Here is a 17,696-nt window from a genome sequence, read left to right as displayed (position 1 = left end):
AGATTTGCCGCATGCCTTCTGCGATCGAACTGGCCCAGGGTGACGAGGCGCTGATTGCCGCCATCCAGCGCAGCCGCCGCCTCATCGGGCGCAAGGCGCTGATGTCCGCAGCAGCCAGCGCCGTTCCGCTCCCCGGCGTCGACTGGGCCGCCGACGCTGCCCTGCTCTCGCGGCTCGTGCCGCAGATCAGCGCCGAATTCGGGCTTTCGGCCACGCAGGTCGAAAAGCTCGCGCCGCACCAGCGCGAGCGCATTCAGAAGGCAGCCACCACCGTGGGCGCGCTGCTTGTCGGGCGGCTCGTCACGCGCGACCTGCTGATCCGGCTCGCGCGGCATGCCGGCATCAGGCTAACGACCAAGCAGGCCACCAAGTACGTACCGATTGCCGGGCAACTGGTCTCGGCGGCTTTGGGCTACGCCGCCCTGCGCGCGCTCGGCGAGCAGCACATCAAGGATTGCGTTCGTGTACGCACGACGCTCGCACTATCGCCGCCCGCACCGCTCGCGCCCGCGTGAGCGCCGTCGTGCCGAACAGCACTTTCGCGGCCCATCCGACCGCCACCAGCGCCGACAGCGCCATGCCTGCCAGCCCGTCCAGGCCGCTGCGCAGCCCATAGCCCAGCGCAGCAGCGGCCAGCAATGCCACGAGCGCGCACAACGTGCGGTCCAGCCAGAGCGCGCGGGTCCCGCGCGCCCGCACCAACTGACGTGGTTTCATGGCTTTTACTCCCCTGAAACTATTCTAGAGGCCAACTTGAATATTCGCGTGGGATTAAATCCTCCAAATGGAGACTATTGCCGCTCGCGCGAAGGCCGCACGCAAGTTCGCGAAGATGACGCAAAAGCAGGCCGAAGCGGCGTCAGGCGTCAAACAGTCCAATATCTCCAAGATCGAGCGCGGTGACACCGGCCGCTCGATGGGCCTGCTGGCATTGGCGCGCGCCTACCGCGTCGACCCCCACTGGCTCGACACAGGCGACGGCCCTGCGCCGTGGGACGAAGTGCAGCAGTCACGCCGCGCGCGCGACCACGCTAACGAGCCGCCAGCCCCCTACAGAATTGCACGCACACCGCCCGCCGGCCCCGCCTTCGAGCCGGGCACACCGGGAACCGTGCCGCTCATCGCTTGGACTGACATTGCGTCGTGGAACGGCACCCTACCCATCAACGTGCCTGTCGAGCGCTGGATGCCCTGCATCGCCTACCACAGCCCCGGCCACACCTACGCGCTGCGCGTGCGAGGCGACAGCATGACCGCGCCGAGCGGGCACCTGAAAAGCTACCCCGCGGGGTCGATCGTCTTCGTCGACACCCGACTGACCACGCCCGAGGACGGCGACCGCATCATCGCCAGGCTCGACGAAACCGGCGACATCACCTTCAAGTCCTTCAAGAACGAAGACGGCCGCCGCTGGCTCCTACCGCTGAACCCCAAGCACGAGCCGATCCGGGTGGCGTTCTCGGTGCTTGGCACCGTGGTGGGGAAGTGGGAAGACGAGGATTGAGGGCCGGTGTCGAACTGCCGACGCATCGAGGGCCAGCAAGTTGCCTCACCACGCAAGCCAAAAAAAATCGCCAACTGCATGCTGCAATTGGCGACCTTGGAGTGGGTCTGGTAGGACGTACAAGATTCGAACTTGTGACCAACGGATTAAAAGTCCGCTGCTCTACCAACTGAGCTAACGTCCCGAAACCATTCACTCACTCTTCACTTCTTCTTTTTCACTTCTTCTTTTTTCGCTCTTGCCGGATCCGATCCGGCAAAGCCAAAGATTATAGCGCGGCGTGGCTCGCTATTTTGTCGAGCACCCAACCTGCCGCGCATTGGCCGAAGGTCGCGGTCACGCTGACCACCGAACCGTAGCCGCGGCAGTTGAGCGAGCCGTCGCCCTCGATGGCGCAAGAGGCATCGGGCGGCGCGACGCTCTCGCGGCTGAAGACACAGGTCACGCCGATCTTGCGGCCCTCGCGCGGGGCGCCGTGCTGCTTGCGAAGGCGCTGCCGCAGCTGTGCCAGCAGCGGGTCGTGTGTGACGAGCGAGAGATCGTCGACGTCGACCTTGTGCGCCTGCCGCTTGCCGCCCGCCGCGCCGACAGTGACGAACGTGGCCGTGCGCGCGGCGCGCGCCCATGCGGCCATCGCAAGCTTGGCCTTCACCTGGTCGCAAGCGTCGACGACAGCGGTGACGGGCCCGTTGGCCGCTTGCGATGCCTCGAGCAGCGCCTGCCAGTTGTCCGGCTCGACGAATTCGTCGAGCGCAAGCACCTGGCATTCGGGGTTGATCTGCGCAATGCGCTCGCGCATGGCCTCGACCTTGGCCTGGCCGACGGTGGACTCAAGCGCATGGATCTGGCGGTTGATGTTCGACTCCGACACATGGTCGAGATCGATCAGCGTCAGGCGCCCTACGCCACTGCGCGCCAGCGCCTCGACGGCCCACGAGCCAACGCCGCCGATGCCCGCGACGAGCACGTGCGCACCGCGGATGCGCGCGGCGCCCGCCACGCCGTAAAGCCGCTCGAGCCCGCCGAAGCGTCGCGCGAAATCAGGCGCCGCTGCGGTGTCGTGGGTGACGACAGCCGCGGCGGCGCGCGAGGTTTCTTCGGGAAGGCTTGCTGCTGCTGCGCTCAAGCGGAGGGCTCCGCCGTGGATCAGCGCAGGCGCGAGAGACGCTCGCGGCCGGCCTGTGCGGCTTCGGACTGCGGATAGGCCTTGGTCAGGTCTTCCAGCGTGCGCCGGGCGGCGCGCGTGTCCTTGAGTTCGATCTGGCAGTTGGCGATCGACAGCACGGCCTCAGGGGCTTTGGCGTGGTCGGGCGCGAGCGAGAGCATGGAACGGAAGTTCGCGATGGCCTCGTTGTAGTTGCGAGTGGCGTACTGCGCGTTGCCGAGCCAGAACAGCGCCGAGGCGTTGTAGCCGCTTTGCGGATAGCGTTTGACGAATTCGGCGAAGGCGGTCTGCGCCTGCGCGAACTGGCCGGCGCGGAAGATGCCGAGTGCGGCGTCGAAATCCGCCTTCTCGCTCGGATCGGCATTGAACTCGCGGCCGTCGACCGAGACCTTGGTCGGTTCGGTCTGCTTGAGCCGGTCGTCGATGGTGGTCTGGCGCGACTGGAGTTCGCTGACGGTGCGCTGGAGCTGCTCGTTCTGGCCAGTCATGCGTGCGAGGTCGCCGCGCATCTGCTCGATCTGGGTCTGCAGGTCGAGCAAGCTGCGCCGCAGCTGACCGTTCTCGTCGGCAAGGCGCTGGTCGGTCTGCTGGCGCATGGCCTCGACACGCTGGCGCAGGTCGAGGATGGCGCGGCGCGCCTCGTCATCCTCGAACAAGGCAGCCTGCGACCCTGCCGATGCGCAGAGCAAGGCGGCCGCCAGGGCCGCACCACGCCACAAGGATGGCTGCATCACCGGGTGTAGCGGATTTCAGCGCGACGGTTCTGCGCCCAGGCGTCTTCACCCGAACCCTGCACCGCCGGCTTTTCCTTGCCAAAGCTCACAGCTTCGATCTGCGCATCGTTCACGCCCAGCAGCGTGAGCGCGCGGCGAACGGCTTCAGAACGCTTCTGGCCGAGCGCGAGGTTGTACTCGCGGCCGCCGCGATCGTCGGTGTGGCCTTCGATCGAGATGCGGCGCTGGTTGTTGGCGCGCAGGAAGCGGGCATGGCCGTCGACCACCGACTGGAATTCGGGCTTGACGGTGTAGCTGTCGTAATCGAAATACACGATCCGTTCGACGCCCATCGGACCTTGCGCGGTGCTGGCATTGGGGTCGATGGTGACGGGTGCCACTGCGCTCGCGCTGCCCTGCTGGCCGGCGCCGCCGGCCATGCCGGAGCTGTCAGTGACGGGCGTGTCGTTGAGCTTGGTGCCCGACGAGCAACCGGCAATCAGGGCCACGATCGCCAGCGAATAAATCGTACGTTTCAACATTGGAACTCCTCAAAAAAACTCTTGGTCATTGCTTTTGAAACGGACCCCAGTCCGGTTCTCTTATGTCTCCCGCCCGTCCCGCCAACCGTGCCTTGATCTTTCCGTCCAGCGTCGTCGTCATGAGCGCTTCGCGACCTTGCAGGTTCGTTGCGTAGACGATGAGCTTGCTGTTGGGCGCAAAACTCGGGCTTTCGTCTGCGGACGTGTCGGTGATGGCCGTGACATTGCCGGTCGCCAATTCCATCACGTGGAGTTTGAAGGCACCGCCTACGCGTGAGATGTAGGCCAACCACCGGCCATCGCCGCTGACAGAAGGAGAAATGTTGTAGGTTCCGCTGAAGGTGACCCGGGTGGGGGCACCGCCGCTGGCGCCCATCCGGTATATCTGCGGCGCACCGCCGCGGTCGCTGACGAAGTAGATCGTGCTGCCGTCGGCTGAGTAGACCGGCTCGGTGTCGATGCTGGCGCTCTGCGTGAGCCGGCGCGGCTCGCCGCCGCCCGCGGGAATCGTATAGAGCTGCGAGCCACCGTCGCGGCTGAGCGTGACGGCCAGCGAGCTTCCGTTGGGCGCCCAGGCCGGCGCGCTGTTGGAGCCGCGGAAGTTCGCGAGCAGACGGCGCTGGCCATTGGCCACGTTGTGGACGTACACCACGGGCTTGCGGGATTCGAACGAAACGTACGCGAGCTGCTGTCCGTTGGACGACCAGACCGGCGAGATGATCGGCTCGGGGCTCGCGAGCGCGGCCTGCGCGTTCTCGCCGTCGGCATCGGCCACCCAGAGTGAGTAGCGGCTGCCGCCCTTGGTGACGTATGCGATGCGGGTGGAGAAGATGCCCTTGTCGCCCGTGAGCTTCTCGTAGACGTAGTCGGCGATGCGGTGCGACGCGAGCCGCAGGTCGCCCTGCGGCACGGTGTAGCTCTGGCCACCGAGGTCCTGTCCGCGCACCACGTCCCAGAGACGGAAGCGAACGTCGTAGCGGCCGTCGCCAAGCCGCGCCACGCTGCCGACGACGAGCGAATCCGCGGTGCGCTGGCGCCACAGCGACAGATCCGGGCGCGAGGCCTCGTCGAGCGCCTGGCCCGAAGCATCGACGCCACGGAACTGGCCGCTGCGTTCGAGGTCGGCCTGGACGATTTCGGAAATCTTCTGCGGCGAGGCGTCCTGGCCCTTGAAGGGAACCAGCGCAATCGGGAGCTGCGTGAGCCCGACGCCCGAGACCTCGACCCGGAACTGGGCGAGCGCGGGCAGCACGGGCGTCGCAGCCAATGCCGCGATCAGCGAGCGGCGCGCAAAAAGCGATGAAGAAGGAGTTGGAATGGAAACTGACAACGGCTTGTTCATGCGGTTCGGAGATGTTTCGGGGTAAGAAAGTTCTCCCCGGTGCAACGACCCACATGTTACACACTGGCTCGACGTTGCCGTCACAAAACGTGTATCGGGCGAAGCGGTCCTACACGGCGGCCATCCTGGGCGCCGACAGGCGCCCCGTAGAATTCCCGGCCATGCAAGCATCCCCCGGCAGCGAGACCCCCGCACGCCCTCCCCTGATCCGACGGCTGGCGCGTCTCATGACCTGGTTCGGCGGCTCGCGCCAATGGTGGGCGCTGGGCCTGATCGGTGCGATGCTCGCGGCGCTCACCGAGCCCTTGATGGCCGCGCTGCTCAAGCCGCTGCTCGACCGCGGCTTCACCAAGGGCCAGATGCCGCTGTGGTTCATACCCGCGGCGGTGCTGCTGCTGTTCGCGGTGCGCGGCGTCGCGCAATTCATCTCGCAGTACGCGCTCTCGCGCATCGCGAACGAAGGCATGCAGCGCCTGCGTCGCGTGCTGTTCGAGCGGCTGCTCGGCGCCGAGCTCGCGCTGTTCGCGCGCCAGTCGGCCAGCACGCTGTCGAACACGGTGGTCTACGAGGTGCAGACCGGCGCGCTGCTGCTGGTGCAGGCGCTGCTCGGGCTGTCGCGCGACGGCTTCACGCTGGTGGCGCTGCTGGGCTACCTTGTCTATCTCAACTGGAAGCTCACGCTCATCGTGGCCTTCCTCGTGCCGAGCATCTCCTGGATCATGAAGGTGTTCTCGAAGCGGCTCTACAAGCTCACGCAGCAGGGCCAGCAGGCCACCGACGAGCTGGCCTATGTGGTCGAGGAGAACGTGCTCGCGCACCGCATGGTGCGCCTGCATGGCGCCGAGGCGGCGCAGGCCCGGCGCTTCGAACAGCTGAGCCAGCGGCTCAACCGGCTCGCGGTCAAGTCGACCATTGCCCAGGCCGCGACCACGCCGCTCACGCAGATGATGGCCGCGCTTGCGCTGTCGGTGGTGGTGATGATCGCGCTCTGGCAGAGCGGCGAGCAGGGCTTCACGGTCGGCGGCTTCGTCGCCTACATCACGGCCATGCTGATGCTGATCGCACCGATCCGGAGGCTGGCCGAAGTAGCCGGTCCGATCACGCGGGGCCTGGCGGCGCTTGAGCGCGGCCTCGCACTGGTCGACGAGGTGCCAACCGAGCCGCAGGGCCGTTTCGCCGTGGACCGCGCCCAGGGCCGCATCGAGTTCAAGGACGCACGCGTGAACTACCGCGGCGACGACGAGCGCCCGGCGCTCGACGGTGTGATCCTGGCAATCGAGCCGGGCCAGAGCGTGGCCTTCGTCGGGCCGTCTGGCTCGGGCAAGACCACGCTGATGAACCTGCTGCCGCGCTTCGTGCTGCCGAGCGGCGGGCAGGTGCTGCTCGACGGCCACGACATCGCCGACTGGTCGCTCGGAAGCCTGCGCTCGCAGTTCGCCATGGTGAGCCAGGACGTAGTGATGCTCAACGACACATTGGCGGCCAACGTGGCGCTCGGCGCCGATGCGGAGATCGACCGCGCGCGCGTTCAGGCGTGCGTGGACGCCGCCAACCTGGCGAGCCATGTCGAGGGGTTGCCGCAGGGCATCGACACCGTGCTCGGCCACAACGCGACCCAGCTCTCTGGCGGCCAGCGCCAACGCCTGGCGATCGCGCGCGCTCTCTACAAGAACGCCCCGATCCTGCTGCTCGACGAGGCCACCTCGGCGCTCGACACCGAATCGGAGCGGCTGGTGCAGGACGCTCTGCAGCGCCTGATGCAGAACCGCACCACGCTGATCGTCGCGCACCGCCTCTCGACGGTCCAGCATGCGGACCGCATCGTCGTGATGGAACATGGCCGCGTGGTCGAACAAGGCAGCCATGCGCAGCTCATGGCGCTCGACGGGCTCTACGCCCGCCTGCAGACCACGGCGATGCGCACGACGCCGGCGGGCCAGGCCCCGACGCTCTGACCGCTCTGGTGGCGCGGCGGCACGCGCCGCCTTTCGCTCAACGCCTCAAAGCAGCACGATGTCGTACTGCCCCTGCCCGATCGCCTGCTCCGACTGCAGCGAGATCGGCTTGCCGATGAAGTCGCTGAGCCCGGCCAGGTGCTGGCTCTCTTCGTCGAGGAACAGTTCGATCACCTGCGGCGCGGCCACGATGCGGAACTCGCGCGGCGTGAACTGCCGCGCCTCGCGCAGGATCTCGCGCATCGCGTCGTAGGCGACGCTGCGCGCGGTCTTCACGATGCCCTGGCCGCCGCAGGCCGCGCACGGCTCGCAGAGCATGTGCGCCAGCGATTCGCGGGTGCGCTTGCGCGTCATCTCGACCAGGCCGAGCTGCGAGAAACCGCCGGCCGTGGTCTTGACGCGATCACGCGCGAGTTGCTTGCGGAACTCGGCCAGCACCTGCTCGCGATGGTCGTCGCGCGCCATGTCGATGAAGTCGACGATGACGATGCCGCCCAGGTTGCGCAGCCGCAGCTGACGCGCAATGGCCTGCGCGGCCTCGAGGTTGGTCTTGAAGATCGTGTCGTCGAAATTGCGCGCGCCGACGAAGCCGCCGGTGTTCACGTCGACCGTGGTGAGCGCCTCGGTCTGGTCCACCACGAGGTAGCCGCCCGACTTGAGATCGACGCGGCGGCCCAGCGCCTTGGCGATTTCCTCGTCCACCGAATACAGGTCGAAGATCGGCCGCTCGCCCTTGTAGTGCTGCAGCTTGCCGGCAGCCTGCGGCATGTATTCGAGGCCGAACTTGAGCAGCACTTCGAACTGCTCGCGCGAATCGATGCGGATGGTCTGCGTGTCCTCGCTGGTCATGTCGCGCAGCACGCGCTGCAGCAGGCTCAGGTCCTGGTGCAGCAGCGACATCGGCGGCGTCTTGCTCGAGGCTTCGCGGATGCGCGACCAGGTCTTTCGCAGGTACGCGATGTCTTCGGCCAGCTCGGCGTCCGACGCGTCCTCGCCATTGGTGCGCAGGATGAAGCCGCCGGTGTTGGCCGGCACCACGCCGCCGCTGTCGGCCGCCGCGGCGGCCTCGATCAGCGCGAGCATGCGCGTGCGCAGCGACTCGCGCTGGTCGGCGGGGATCTTCTGCGACACGCCGATGTGGTTGTCCTGCGGCAGGAAGACCAAGAGCCGCCCGGCGATGCTGATCTGCGTCGACAGCCGCGCACCCTTGGTGCCGATCGGGTCCTTGATGACCTGCACCAATAGCGACTGGCCTTCGAACACCTGCTTCTCGATCGGCACCATCGGAGCGCCGTTGCGGTGGTCGCGCTCGGGCGCGGGCGCGCTCGGGCGCGAGCCGGGCGTGAACGGCGCCACGATGTCGGCGACGTGCAGGAAGGCCGTGCGCTCGAGGCCCACGTCGATGAAGGCCGACTGCATGCCCGGCAGCACGCGCGAGACCTTGCCCAGGTAGACGTTGCCGACGAGGCCGCGCTCGAGCGTGCGCTCGACGTGCAGCTCCTGCACCGCGCCGTGCTCGACCAGCGCCACGCGGGTCTCCTGCGGGGACCAGTTGATCAGGATGTCTTGCATGAGACCTTTAAACGATGAAGCCGGCGCGCCGCAACAGCTGCGCCGTCTCGAACATGGGGAGTCCCATGATGCCCGAATAGGACCCGCTGATGTGCTCGACGAAGGCGGTCGCCGCCCCCTGGATCGCATACGCACCGGCCTTGCCGAGCGGCTCGCCGCTCGCGGCATAGCGTGCGATCTGCGCCTTCGTCATGGGAGCGAAGCGCACGCGCGACACGCTGAGCGCCGCATGGCGCCGGCGGCCTTGCTGCAGCGCCACCGCGGTGAGCACGCGGTGGGTGGTGCCGGACAGCAGCGCGAGCATGCGCTCGGCATCGCGCACGCCCTCGGGCTTGCCGAGGATGCGGCGCCCGAGTGCCACCGTGGTGTCGGCGCAGAGCACGGGCGCGTCGGCGAGTGCAAGTCGCTTCTGTCGCGCGACGGCGGCATCGAGCTTCAACGCGGTCACGCGCTGCACATAGGCCGTCGGCGATTCGCCGGGCAGCACCGCCTCGAGCGATTCCGCGTCTTCGTCGGGTCCGGGCAACAGCAGTTCGTGGCGCACGCCGAACTGTCCGAGCAGCTGCGCCCGGCGCGGGCTTTGCGATGCGAGATAGATGAATTCAGCAGACAACGTCGGTCATTCCCGGTGGTAGGGGTGCCCCGCGTTGACCGACCAGGCGCGGTAGAGCTGCTCGACGAGCAGCACGCGCGCCATCGCGTGCGGCAGCGTCAGGTCGGACAGGCGGATGCGTTCGTGCGCCGCAGCCTTGAAAGCCGGATCGAGCCCGTCGGGGCCGCCGATGACGAGCGCCACGTCGTCGCCCTCGCCCTGCCAGGCCGAGAGCCGCGCGGCCATCGCCTTGGTGGTGAGTGCGGTGCCGCGCTCATCGAGGACGACGATGCGCATGCCGCGGGCGATCGCCCCCTCGATGCGCTCGCGCTCGGCCGCATACAGCGTCTCGAGCGACTTGGAGCCACGAGGTTCGGTCTTGACAGCCCGCAGTTCGAGCTTGAGTTCTGGTGGGAAGCGCTTCGCGTAGTCGTCCCAGGCAGTCTGCGCCCAGTCGGGCATGCGCTGCCCGACGGCGACCACCAGCAGCTTCATGCGCGGCGGGCTGGCGCCTTCTTGGCAGGCGCCTTCTTGGCCGCGGTCTTCTTGGCGGCCGGCTTGCCGACCACCTTGACCGGCACGCGCGCGCTGGCGGTGCCAGTCTTCCTCGCGGGCGACTTCCTTGCGGCCATCTTCTTCGCGGGGGCGCGGGCGGCCTTCTCGGCCTTGGCTTCCTGCTCGGCGGCGCGGACCGCGGTCTTGGCCGCGCTCGCGCGGCGCAGGCTCGGCTGCTTGGCGGCGGGCTTCTTCGTCTCGTCTTCGCTCGGTGCCGAAGCCTTCGCGACCACGGGCTTGCTGCCGCCCAGCTTGGCGCGCACCGGCTTGTCGCCCCAGATCTCTTCCAGGTGGTAGTACTGGCGGATGGCGGGCTGCATGATGTGCGCGACCGCGGCGCCGCAGTCCACGATGATCCACTCGCCGTTGTCCTCGCCCTCGATGCGCGGCTTGGGGAAGCCGGCCTCGCGCACCGCATCGCGAACGCTCGAGGCGAGCGCCTTGGTCTGGCGGTTCGAGGAACCCGACGCCACGATCACGCGCTCGAACAGCGGCGAGAGATGCTCGGTGTCGAAAACCTGGATGTCCTGCGCCTTGACGTCTTCGAGCCCATCGATGATGGCCCGTTGGAGTTTCTGGGTGTCTTTCTTGGCGGCGGCTTCAGTGGTCATCAGGCAGAGCGGTAGAGGTGGTGTTGGTCAATATAGCGTGCAACGGCGGGCGGAACCAGCGAGGAAATGTCCTCGCCGAGCGCGGCTCGCCGCCGGATGTCGGTGGCGCTGGTGTCCATGGCGGGCAATTCGAGCGCCTCGAAACGCGCGCCGGCCGGCAGGCCTGGCAGCATCTTCGGGTCGAAACGGGCGGTGCTGCCCGTCGACAATGCGCGATACGCTACAGAAACAATAGCAATGCCGAGTATAGCCTGCCAGCCATGCCAGGTCGGCAGCGCATGCGCCTGGTCGGCGCCCATGATCAGCACCAGCTGGGCGCCGGGCTGCTCCTGCTGCAGCTCATGCAAGGTGTCGAGCGTGTAGGTGGGGCCGTCGCGCAACACTTCACGGCTGTCGACCACCACGGTGCCCTCCAATCCCGAGAACGCCAGTTGCGCCATCGCAAGGCGGTCTTGGGCCGGCGTCAACGCGCGCGTCTTGTGCCAGGCCTGCCCCGTCGGGACGACGTGCAGTTCGGCCAGGCCGAGCTGCGACAGCGCGGCCCCGGCCAGCGCCACGTGGGCGTTGTGCGGCGGATCGAAGGCGCCGCCGAAGACGCCGATGCGCGGCGCCCTGCCTTCGGCCGGTGCGCTCGTGCTCACAGCCAGTCGCGCCGCACGATGAAGTCGCTGTACAGCGCCGCTTCGGGGCTGCCGGGCTCGGGCTCTTGGCGATAGGCCCAGCTCGCCAGCGGCGGCATCGACAGCAGGATCGACTCGGTGCGCCCGCCCGACTGCAGGCCGAAGTGCGTGCCGCGGTCCCACACGAGGTTGAATTCGACATAGCGGCCACGCCGGTACAGCTGGAACGCGCGCTCGCGCTCGCCCCAGGGCATTGCGCGGCGGCGCTCGACGATCGGCAGGTAGGCCGGCACAAAGGCGTTGCCAACGGCGCGCAGCAGCGCGAAGCCGTTCTCGAATCCGCCTTCGGCGAAATCGTCGAAGAAGATGCCGCCCACGCCGCGCTGCTCGTTGCGGTGCTTGAGAAAGAAATACTCGTCGCACCAGGTCTTGAAGCGCGGGTACTTGTCGTCGCCGAAGGCCGCAAGCGCATCGCGGCAGGCGGTGTGGAAATGCACCGCATCGTCCTCGAAGCCGTAGCAGGGCGTCAGGTCCATGCCGCCGCCGAACCAGCACACGGGGTCGTTGCCTTCGGGCAGCGCGGCCAGCATGCGCACGTTCATGTGCACGATCGGCACGTACGGATTGCGCGGATGGAACACCAGCGAGACCCCCATGGCCTCGAAGGGCGCGCCCGCGAGTTCGGGCCGGTTCTGCGTGGCCGATGGCGGCAGCTTCGGCCCGCGCACCTGCGAGAAGCCACAGCCGGCGCGCTCGAACAGATCGCCGCCTTCGAGGATGCAGGTCAGGCCGCTGCCCTGCAGCGCTTCGCCGGGCGCCTTCTGCCAGGCGTCACGCGTGCAGGTGCCGCCATCGGCGGCCTCGACCGCCGCGACGATCTCCTGCTGGAGCTTGCGCAGGTAGTCGCCGACTGCTGCCGGGTCTGTCTGCTGCATCAGGCCTGCGGCGGGTTGCGCGGCTGCACCGCGCGGTGGCCGATGTCTCTGCGGTATTGCGCACCGTCGAAGTTGATGCGCGCAGCGACCTCGTAGACCCGCTGCTGCGCCTGCTTGACGCTGTCGGCCAGCACGGTCACGCAGAGCACGCGGCCGCCGCTGGTCTTGAGCTCGCCGTCGTTCAGCGCCGTGCCGGCGTGGAACACCACGGCATCGGGCGCCTCGGCCGGGATGCCGGTGATGCGGTCGCCCTTGCGCGGCGAGAGCGGGTAGCCGTGCGCGGCCATCACCACGCCGAGCGCCACGCGCCGGTCCCACTGCAGCTCGACCTGGTCGAGCGTGCCGTCGGTGGCATGCCAGAACACCTCGAACAGGTCGGACTTGAGCCGCATCATGATCGGCTGCGTCTCGGGGTCGCCCATGCGGCAGTTGAATTCGAGCGTCTTGGGCTGGCCATTGGCGTCGATCATCAGGCCGGCGTACAGGAACCCCGTGTACGGAATGCCGTCTTTTTCCATGCCGCGGATGGTCGGCAGGATGATCTCGCGCATGGCGCGCGCATGGATTTCGGCGGTGACCACCGGCGCGGGCGAGTACGCGCCCATTCCGCCCGTGTTCGGGCCTTCGTCGCCGTCGAGCAGGCGCTTGTGGTCCTGGCTGGTGGCCAGCGCAGTGACGTTCTTGCCGTCGCACAGGACGATGAAGCTGGCTTCTTCGCCCTGCAGGAATTCTTCGATGACGACGCGCGCGCCGCCTTCGTTGTGCGACACGCCGAACTTGTTGTCGACCAGCATGAAGTCGACCGCCTCGTGCGCTTCCTCGGCGGTCATGGCCACGACCACGCCCTTGCCGGCCGCGAGTCCGTCGGCCTTGACGACGATCGGCGCGCCCTTGGCGTCGATGTAGGCATGCGCCGCGGCGGCATCGGTGAAGGCTTCGTACTCGGCCGTGGGGATCTTGTGGCGCTTCATGAAGGCCTTGGAAAAGGCCTTCGAGCTCTCGAGCTGCGCGGCCGCCTGCGTGGGGCCGAAGATCCGCAAGCCGTGCGCGCGGAATTCATCGACCACGCCAGCCGCGAGCGGCGCCTCGGGGCCGACCACGGTGAGTGCGATCTTTTCCTTGATGGCCCACTCGCGCAGCGCGGCAGGCTCGATGATGTCGATGCAGTCGTAGCGCGTGTCGCTCGCGGTGCCGCCGTTGCCGGGCGCCACGTAGATGCGGCTCACGCGGGTGGACTGCGCGAGCCGCCATGCGAGCGCGTGCTCGCGGCCCCCTCCCCCGATGACCAGTACCTTCATGCGCGCGCCTTCGTTCGTTGCTGTTGCCTGTCTGTCATTCGGAAAGCGCCGCGTTGTGATAGACCTCCTGGACGTCGTCCAGGTCCTCGAGCACGTCGAGCAGCTTCTGCATGCGGGCGGCGTCCTCGCCGGCGACTTCGACGGTGTTCTCGGCGCGCATGGTGACCTCGGCCACCCCGGGCGCCAGGCCCGCGGCCTCGAGCGCCGCCTTGACGGCCTCGAAGTCGCCCACTGCGGTGAGCACCTCGATGGCGCCGTCGTCGTCGGTGACGACGTCTTCCGCGCCGGCCTCGAGCGCCACTTCCATGACCTTGTCCTCGTCGGTGCCCGGCGCGAAGATGATCTGGCCGCAGTGCTTGAACTGGAAGGCCACAGAGCCTTCGGTGCCCATGTTGCCGCCGTGCTTGGCGAACGCGTGGCGCACCTCGGCCACGGTGCGCACGCGGTTGTCGGTCATGGTGTCGACGATGATCGCGGCGCCGCCGATGCCGTAGCCCTCGTAACGGATTTCCTCGTAGTTCACGCCTTCGAGGTTGCCGGTGGCCTTGTCGATGTTGCGCTTGACGGTGTCGGCGGGCAGGTTGACGGCCTTGGCCTTCTCGACCGCGAGCCGCAGCCGCGGGTTGGCGCTGAGGTCACCGCCACCAGCGCGCGCGGCGACCATGATCTCGCGAATGGCGCGGGTCCAGAGCTTGCCGCGCTTCTCGTCCTGGCGGCCCTTGCGGTGCTGAATGTTCGCCCATTTGCTGTGTCCGGCCATGACTTCCTATCTCGCAATCTTGTGTTTTCAAAGCAGGTTGCGAGTTTACTGTCCGCCGAACACAACGGCCCGCACGACCGTGCCAAAAAGCGGCCATGTCTTTTGGTGATAATCCCTCGATGACGCCATCGCCTTCTGTCGGGCCCGGGAATCCGACCATCCTGCCGCCGCACACCCCGTTGCCGCTTTACTACAAGAACGAGGCAGAGCATCAGGCGTTCCTGCGGCGCATCTTCGACAGCACCGCCGCCGACTACGACCGCATCGAAAGCGTGCTCGCCTTCGGCACCGGTCCGTCGTACCGGCGCGCCGCCCTGTCGCAGGCCGGCCTGGTGCCGGGCGCCGAGGTGCTCGACGTCGGCATCGGCACCGGACTGGTCGCCCGCGAGGCGCTGCGGATCATCGGCCCCACCGGGCGGCTGGTCGGCGTCGACCCGAGCGTGGGCATGATGGCGCAGATCGACCTGCCGGGCGTGGAACTGGTACCGGGCGTGGCGGAAGCCCTGCCCCGGCCCGATGCGAGTTGCGACTTCGTGAGCATGGGCTATGCCATGCGCCACATCAGCGACGTGGCAGCCGCGTTCGGCGAATTCCACCGCGTGCTGCGTCCCGGCGGCCGCGTCGTGGTGCTCGAGATCACGAAGCCGCGCGGCCGCATCGCGACCGCTCTGCTCAAGGGCTACATGCGTGCGGTGGTGCCGCTGATCGCGCGCGTGGTCGGCCGCCGCAGCAACACCTCGGAGTTGTGGCGCTACTACTGGGACACGATCGAGGCCTGCATTCCGCCGGAGCGCGTGCTCGAGGCTCTGTGCGCCGCCGGCTTCACCGACGTGCGCCGCCATGCGAGCCTGGGCGTCTTCTCCGAGTACATGGCACGCAAACCCGACGGCGACGCTGTCGAAAAGGCCGGTTGAGCATGCAGAAAGAAAGCCCTCTTTCCCCGCTGCGCGTCGAGCGCCTTTCGCTGCCCGACAGCCTCGCGCTGGCCGCCAGCGGCAGCGCCCCCTTCGCCGCGCTCGGCTACGGCACGCCGCACGGCGTCGCCTGGATGCCGACCGTGAACGCCCGCGTGCTCTCCGAGCGCGGCGCGATGGCCGACGTCTGGCATGTGGGCGGCGCGCGCCCGGTCGAATCGGGCACCACCGGCATTGCGCGCTGGCGCAGCGACGGCGAATGGCTGCTCGGCGCCATCGACCTCGACGAGGCGACCGAGAAACAAGGCCTGGCCGAGCTCGCGCACCGGGCCTACCGCGACCTGTTCAAGACCCTCGCGCAGGCCGGCGCGCCGCACCTGCTGCGCATCTGGAACTACCTGCCCCAGATCAACGCCGACGGCGGCGGGCTCGAGCGCTACCGGCAGTTCAACCTGGGGCGCCAGGAGGCTTTCCTCGAGGCCGGCCGCGCCGCCTTCGAGGGCGCCCCGGCGGCCTGCGCGCTCGGCATCCACCAGGGCGCGCTGTCGATCCGCTTCCTGGCCGGCCAGACCGCGCCGCTGCCGGTCGAGAACCCGCGCCAGGTCTCGGCCTACCGCTACCCCGACACCTACGGCCCGCGTTCGCCCACCTTCTCGCGGGCCGCACTGGCCGAGATCGGCAACGGCGACGTGGCCCTCTTCATTTCAGGCACCGCCAGCATCGTGGGCCACGAAACCGTGCACCCGGGCGACGTGTTCGAGCAGACGCGCGAGACGCTGCGCAACCTCGAGGCCGTGATCGCGGCCGCCAACGGGCAGGCGAACGCCGGGTTCTCGCTCGCGATGCTCGACTGCGTCGTCTACGTGCGCCATCCGGCTGATGCAGACAAGGTGCGCGGCGTGATCGAGCAGGCTCTCGGCCCTGACGCACCGATGGTTCGCCACGCGGTCTACCTGGAGGCGGACATCTGCCGCAGCGACCTGCTGGTCGAGATCGAGGCGCATGCGGTGGCCCCAGGTCGGCTGCGGGCCTGAGTCCGCGCGACCGACGGGACCAGCGACCTCCACCATGTCGATGAACCGCGTGCTGCGCATTCTCACGGCCATTCCGCTCGCGTTGATGCTGTATGTGCAGCTGTTCTTCCTGGGGCTGGTCTCGCTGACCTGGAACGTGATCGCGATGCTGCTCTATCCGGTGCTGCCGGAGGCGCCGGCGCGCACGCTGGGCCGCGCGACCATCGCCCGGGCCTACCGCATGTTCTGGGGCGTGGCCTCGGCGACCGGCATGATGCGCATCGACGCAAGCTGCCTCGATTCGATGCGCGACGAGCCCGGCGTGATCTTCGTGGCCAATCACCCGACCATGCTCGACGCCCTGCTGCTAGTGGCGCGGCTGCCGCGCAGCGCCTGCATCATGAAAGCCGATTTACTGCGCAACATCTTCCTCGGGGCGGGCGCACGGCTCGCGCGCTACATCAGCAACGAGTCGGCGCGCACGATGGTGCGGCTCGCGGTGGCCGACCTGCGCAACGGTGGCCAGCTGGTGATCTTTCCCGAGGGCACGCGCACGGTCACGCCGCCGCTCAATCCGTTCCGCTCCGGCGTGACGCTGATCGCCAAGCTCGCGCAGGCGCCGATCCAGACCGTGTTCATCGACACCGATTCGCCGTACCTGAGCAAGGGCTGGCCCCTCTGGCGGCTGCCGCCTTTCCCGATCGTCTTCACGCTGCGCCTCGGGCAGCGCTTTGCACCCACGCAGAACAGCGACGCGCTGCAAGCGGAACTCGAGCAGTACTTTCGCCAACATATGGAACAGCGCGCCTCCGACGCGTCCCCCGCATGCCAGACGCCTCGCGCACACACCTTGTCCTGATTCCCAGCTACAACACGGGCGAACGCCTTTTCTCGACCGTTGAAGCGGCCCGCGCGCAGTGGAATCCGGTCTGGGTGGTGGTCGACGGCAGCACCGACGGCACCGGCGAGCGCCTGCAGCAGATGGCCGCGCACGATCCGGGCCTGCGCGTGTCGCTGCTGCCCGAGAACCAGGGCAAGGGCGCGGCTGTGCTGCACGGGCTGCAGGCCGCGCGCGAGGCCGGCTTCACGCATGCCCTCACCATGGATTCCGACGGCCAGCACCCGGCCGACCTGATTCCAGCCTTCATGACCGCCTCTCAGGCCCGGCCTGAGACCATGGTGCTCGGGCGGCCGGTGTTCGACGCTTCTGCACCGCTCTTGCGCGTGCGCGGGCGGCGTGTGTCCAATGGCTGGACGCAGCTCGAGACGCTGTTCGCGGGCGTCGGCGATTCGCTCTACGGCTTTCGCGTGTATCCGGTGGCCGACCTGATCGCCGTGATGGTGCGCCAGCCATGGATGCGGCGCTTCGACTTCGATACCGAGGCCGTGGTGCGCCTGGCCTGGCGCGGCGTCAAGCCGGTGAACATCGACGCCCCGGTCAAGTACCTGACCGCCGAGGAAGGCGGGGTTTCGCACTTCCGCTACGGGCGCGACAACCTGTTGCTGACGTGGATGCACACGCGGCTGATGGTCGAGTTCGTGCTGCGGCTGCCGGCGCTGCTGCTTCGCAAGATGCGGGGCAAGGCGCCCTTTCAGCCCTAGTTT

Annotated in this window: 20 protein-coding genes and 1 tRNA gene; 7 read left to right on the top strand and 14 right to left on the bottom strand. The window is 68.1% G+C overall.

From position 1 onward, the window contains the following. Positions 1-11 precede the first annotated feature (11 nt). The gene (locus AC3A6R_RS11550; protein ID WP_487859226.1) at positions 12-515 is read left to right on the top strand and encodes a hypothetical protein; all 504 of its coding nucleotides are present in this window, start codon (positions 12-14) and stop codon (positions 513-515) included. On the opposite strand, the gene AC3A6R_RS11545 is transcribed toward AC3A6R_RS11550, so the two are convergent. After that, positions 448-717: a hypothetical protein gene (locus AC3A6R_RS11545; RefSeq protein ID WP_487859227.1), complete on the bottom strand. Its 270-nt coding sequence runs from the start codon at positions 715-717 to the stop codon at positions 448-450. The two genes, AC3A6R_RS11550 and AC3A6R_RS11545, sit on opposite strands and share 68 nt — an antisense overlap. Positions 718-784: 67 nt before the next feature. Here AC3A6R_RS11545 and AC3A6R_RS11540 point away from each other — a divergent pair, with 67 nt between their 5' ends. Next, positions 785-1,504: a helix-turn-helix domain-containing protein gene (locus AC3A6R_RS11540; RefSeq protein ID WP_487859228.1), complete on the top strand. Its 720-nt coding sequence runs from the start codon at positions 785-787 to the stop codon at positions 1,502-1,504. Positions 1,505-1,612: 108 nt separating this feature from the next. Here the strand turns inward: AC3A6R_RS11540 and AC3A6R_RS11535 are convergent. The 5 genes from AC3A6R_RS11535 to tolB form a co-directional block, all read right to left on the bottom strand. Beyond that, positions 1,613-1,688: transfer RNA gene (locus tag AC3A6R_RS11535), tRNA-Lys, on the bottom strand. Between the two features lie 84 nt (positions 1,689-1,772). After that, on the bottom strand, positions 1,773-2,630 hold the full coding sequence (locus AC3A6R_RS11530; protein WP_487859229.1) for a tRNA threonylcarbamoyladenosine dehydratase: 858 nt from the start codon (positions 2,628-2,630) through the stop codon (positions 1,773-1,775). A gap of 20 nt (positions 2,631-2,650) precedes the next feature. Continuing rightward, a complete protein-coding gene (gene ybgF, locus AC3A6R_RS11525) occupies positions 2,651-3,400 on the bottom strand; it encodes a tol-pal system protein YbgF (protein ID WP_487859230.1) in 750 nt (249 codons plus the stop codon). Beyond that, the gene (gene pal / locus AC3A6R_RS11520; protein WP_487859231.1) at positions 3,400-3,924 is read right to left on the bottom strand and encodes a peptidoglycan-associated lipoprotein Pal; all 525 of its coding nucleotides are present in this window, start codon (positions 3,922-3,924) and stop codon (positions 3,400-3,402) included. The genes ybgF and pal overlap by 1 nt, the downstream gene beginning before the upstream one ends. A gap of 25 nt (positions 3,925-3,949) precedes the next feature. After that, positions 3,950-5,266, bottom strand: a complete 1,317-nt coding sequence (gene tolB / locus AC3A6R_RS11515; RefSeq protein WP_487859232.1) for a Tol-Pal system beta propeller repeat protein TolB — start codon at positions 5,264-5,266, stop codon at positions 3,950-3,952. Between the two features lie 161 nt (positions 5,267-5,427). On the opposite strand from tolB, the gene msbA reads away from it, so the two are divergent. Beyond that, positions 5,428-7,221 (top strand): lipid A export permease/ATP-binding protein MsbA, encoded by a 1,794-nt coding sequence (gene msbA, locus AC3A6R_RS11510; RefSeq protein WP_487859233.1) that lies wholly within the window; start codon positions 5,428-5,430, stop codon positions 7,219-7,221. A 45-nt stretch (positions 7,222-7,266) separates the two neighbouring features. Here msbA and rng read toward each other — a convergent pair whose 3' ends face one another. Genes rng through AC3A6R_RS11470 form a run of 8 tightly spaced genes read right to left on the bottom strand, consistent with a single transcriptional unit; the run spans position 7,267 to position 14,164 of the window. Further along, entirely contained in the window at positions 7,267-8,793 is a 1,527-nt protein-coding gene (gene rng / locus AC3A6R_RS11505) for a ribonuclease G (RefSeq protein ID WP_487859234.1), read from the bottom strand. A gap of 7 nt (positions 8,794-8,800) precedes the next feature. Further along, on the bottom strand, positions 8,801-9,406 hold the full coding sequence (locus AC3A6R_RS11500) for a Maf family protein (RefSeq protein WP_487859235.1): 606 nt from the start codon (positions 9,404-9,406) through the stop codon (positions 8,801-8,803). A 6-nt stretch (positions 9,407-9,412) separates the two neighbouring features. Further along, a complete protein-coding gene (gene rlmH, locus AC3A6R_RS11495; RefSeq protein WP_487859236.1) occupies positions 9,413-9,880 on the bottom strand; it encodes a 23S rRNA (pseudouridine(1915)-N(3))-methyltransferase RlmH in 468 nt (155 codons plus the stop codon). Then, positions 9,877-10,551: a ribosome silencing factor gene (rsfS, locus tag AC3A6R_RS11490; RefSeq protein WP_487859237.1), complete on the bottom strand. Its 675-nt coding sequence runs from the start codon at positions 10,549-10,551 to the stop codon at positions 9,877-9,879. Before rsfS ends, rlmH begins: the two co-directional genes overlap by 4 nt. Beyond that, the gene (nadD, locus tag AC3A6R_RS11485) at positions 10,551-11,192 is read right to left on the bottom strand and encodes a nicotinate (nicotinamide) nucleotide adenylyltransferase (protein ID WP_487859238.1); all 642 of its coding nucleotides are present in this window, start codon (positions 11,190-11,192) and stop codon (positions 10,551-10,553) included. The genes rsfS and nadD overlap by 1 nt, the downstream gene beginning before the upstream one ends. Beyond that, a complete protein-coding gene (gene hemF, locus AC3A6R_RS11480; protein WP_487859239.1) occupies positions 11,189-12,106 on the bottom strand; it encodes an oxygen-dependent coproporphyrinogen oxidase in 918 nt (305 codons plus the stop codon). The genes nadD and hemF overlap by 4 nt, the downstream gene beginning before the upstream one ends. Further along, a complete protein-coding gene (purD, locus tag AC3A6R_RS11475) occupies positions 12,106-13,404 on the bottom strand; it encodes a phosphoribosylamine--glycine ligase (protein WP_487859240.1) in 1,299 nt (432 codons plus the stop codon). The genes hemF and purD overlap by 1 nt, the downstream gene beginning before the upstream one ends. 34 nt (positions 13,405-13,438) lie before the next feature. Continuing rightward, the gene (locus AC3A6R_RS11470) at positions 13,439-14,164 is read right to left on the bottom strand and encodes a YebC/PmpR family DNA-binding transcriptional regulator (protein ID WP_487859241.1); all 726 of its coding nucleotides are present in this window, start codon (positions 14,162-14,164) and stop codon (positions 13,439-13,441) included. 119 nt (positions 14,165-14,283) lie between these two features. On the opposite strand from AC3A6R_RS11470, the gene AC3A6R_RS11465 reads away from it, so the two are divergent. Genes AC3A6R_RS11465 through AC3A6R_RS11450 form a run of 4 tightly spaced genes read left to right on the top strand, consistent with a single transcriptional unit; the run spans position 14,284 to position 17,693 of the window. After that, positions 14,284-15,078, top strand: coding sequence for a class I SAM-dependent methyltransferase (locus AC3A6R_RS11465; protein WP_487859242.1), 795 nt, complete (start codon positions 14,284-14,286; stop codon positions 15,076-15,078). Between the two features lie 2 nt (positions 15,079-15,080). Further along, complete coding sequence (locus tag AC3A6R_RS11460; protein WP_487859243.1) at positions 15,081-16,112, top strand: chorismate transformation FkbO/Hyg5 family protein; 1,032 nt, start codon at positions 15,081-15,083, stop codon at positions 16,110-16,112. A gap of 34 nt (positions 16,113-16,146) precedes the next feature. Further along, on the top strand, positions 16,147-16,950 hold the full coding sequence (locus AC3A6R_RS11455; RefSeq protein ID WP_487859244.1) for a lysophospholipid acyltransferase family protein: 804 nt from the start codon (positions 16,147-16,149) through the stop codon (positions 16,948-16,950). Further along, complete coding sequence (locus AC3A6R_RS11450; RefSeq protein ID WP_487859245.1) at positions 16,917-17,693, top strand: glycosyltransferase family 2 protein; 777 nt, start codon at positions 16,917-16,919, stop codon at positions 17,691-17,693. Before AC3A6R_RS11455 ends, AC3A6R_RS11450 begins: the two co-directional genes overlap by 34 nt. Positions 17,694-17,696 lie beyond the last annotated feature (3 nt).

It is taken from the genome of Variovorax sp. Soil_C_19 (assembly GCF_057657255.1).
The sequence above is the reverse complement of the archived record's forward strand: the minus strand, read 5'-3'. Positions and strand labels throughout refer to the sequence as shown.

Bases quoted from the DNA above. Each gene is read 5' to 3' on its own strand.
- AC3A6R_RS11550 (WP_487859226.1), top strand. From the start codon at position 12: ATGCCTTCTGCGATCGAACTGGCCCAGGGTGACGAGGCGCTGATTGCC.
- AC3A6R_RS11545 (WP_487859227.1), bottom strand. From the start codon at position 717: ATGAAACCACGTCAGTTGGTGCGGGCGCGCGGGACCCGCGCGCTCTGG.
- AC3A6R_RS11540 (WP_487859228.1), top strand. From the start codon at position 785: ATGGAGACTATTGCCGCTCGCGCGAAGGCCGCACGCAAGTTCGCGAAG.
- ybgF (WP_487859230.1), bottom strand. From the start codon at position 3,400: ATGCAGCCATCCTTGTGGCGTGGTGCGGCCCTGGCGGCCGCCTTGCTC.
- pal (WP_487859231.1), bottom strand. From the start codon at position 3,924: ATGTTGAAACGTACGATTTATTCGCTGGCGATCGTGGCCCTGATTGCC.
- tolB (WP_487859232.1), bottom strand. From the start codon at position 5,266: ATGAACAAGCCGTTGTCAGTTTCCATTCCAACTCCTTCTTCATCGCTT.
- msbA (WP_487859233.1), top strand. From the start codon at position 5,428: ATGCAAGCATCCCCCGGCAGCGAGACCCCCGCACGCCCTCCCCTGATC.
- rng (WP_487859234.1), bottom strand. From the start codon at position 8,793: ATGCAAGACATCCTGATCAACTGGTCCCCGCAGGAGACCCGCGTGGCG.
- rlmH (WP_487859236.1), bottom strand. From the start codon at position 9,880: ATGAAGCTGCTGGTGGTCGCCGTCGGGCAGCGCATGCCCGACTGGGCG.
- rsfS (WP_487859237.1), bottom strand. From the start codon at position 10,551: ATGACCACTGAAGCCGCCGCCAAGAAAGACACCCAGAAACTCCAACGG.
- hemF (WP_487859239.1), bottom strand. From the start codon at position 12,106: ATGCAGCAGACAGACCCGGCAGCAGTCGGCGACTACCTGCGCAAGCTC.
- purD (WP_487859240.1), bottom strand. From the start codon at position 13,404: ATGAAGGTACTGGTCATCGGGGGAGGGGGCCGCGAGCACGCGCTCGCA.
- AC3A6R_RS11470 (WP_487859241.1), bottom strand. From the start codon at position 14,164: ATGGCCGGACACAGCAAATGGGCGAACATTCAGCACCGCAAGGGCCGC.
- AC3A6R_RS11465 (WP_487859242.1), top strand. From the start codon at position 14,284: ATGACGCCATCGCCTTCTGTCGGGCCCGGGAATCCGACCATCCTGCCG.
- AC3A6R_RS11460 (WP_487859243.1), top strand. From the start codon at position 15,081: ATGCAGAAAGAAAGCCCTCTTTCCCCGCTGCGCGTCGAGCGCCTTTCG.
- AC3A6R_RS11455 (WP_487859244.1), top strand. From the start codon at position 16,147: ATGTCGATGAACCGCGTGCTGCGCATTCTCACGGCCATTCCGCTCGCG.
- AC3A6R_RS11450 (WP_487859245.1), top strand. From the start codon at position 16,917: ATGCCAGACGCCTCGCGCACACACCTTGTCCTGATTCCCAGCTACAAC.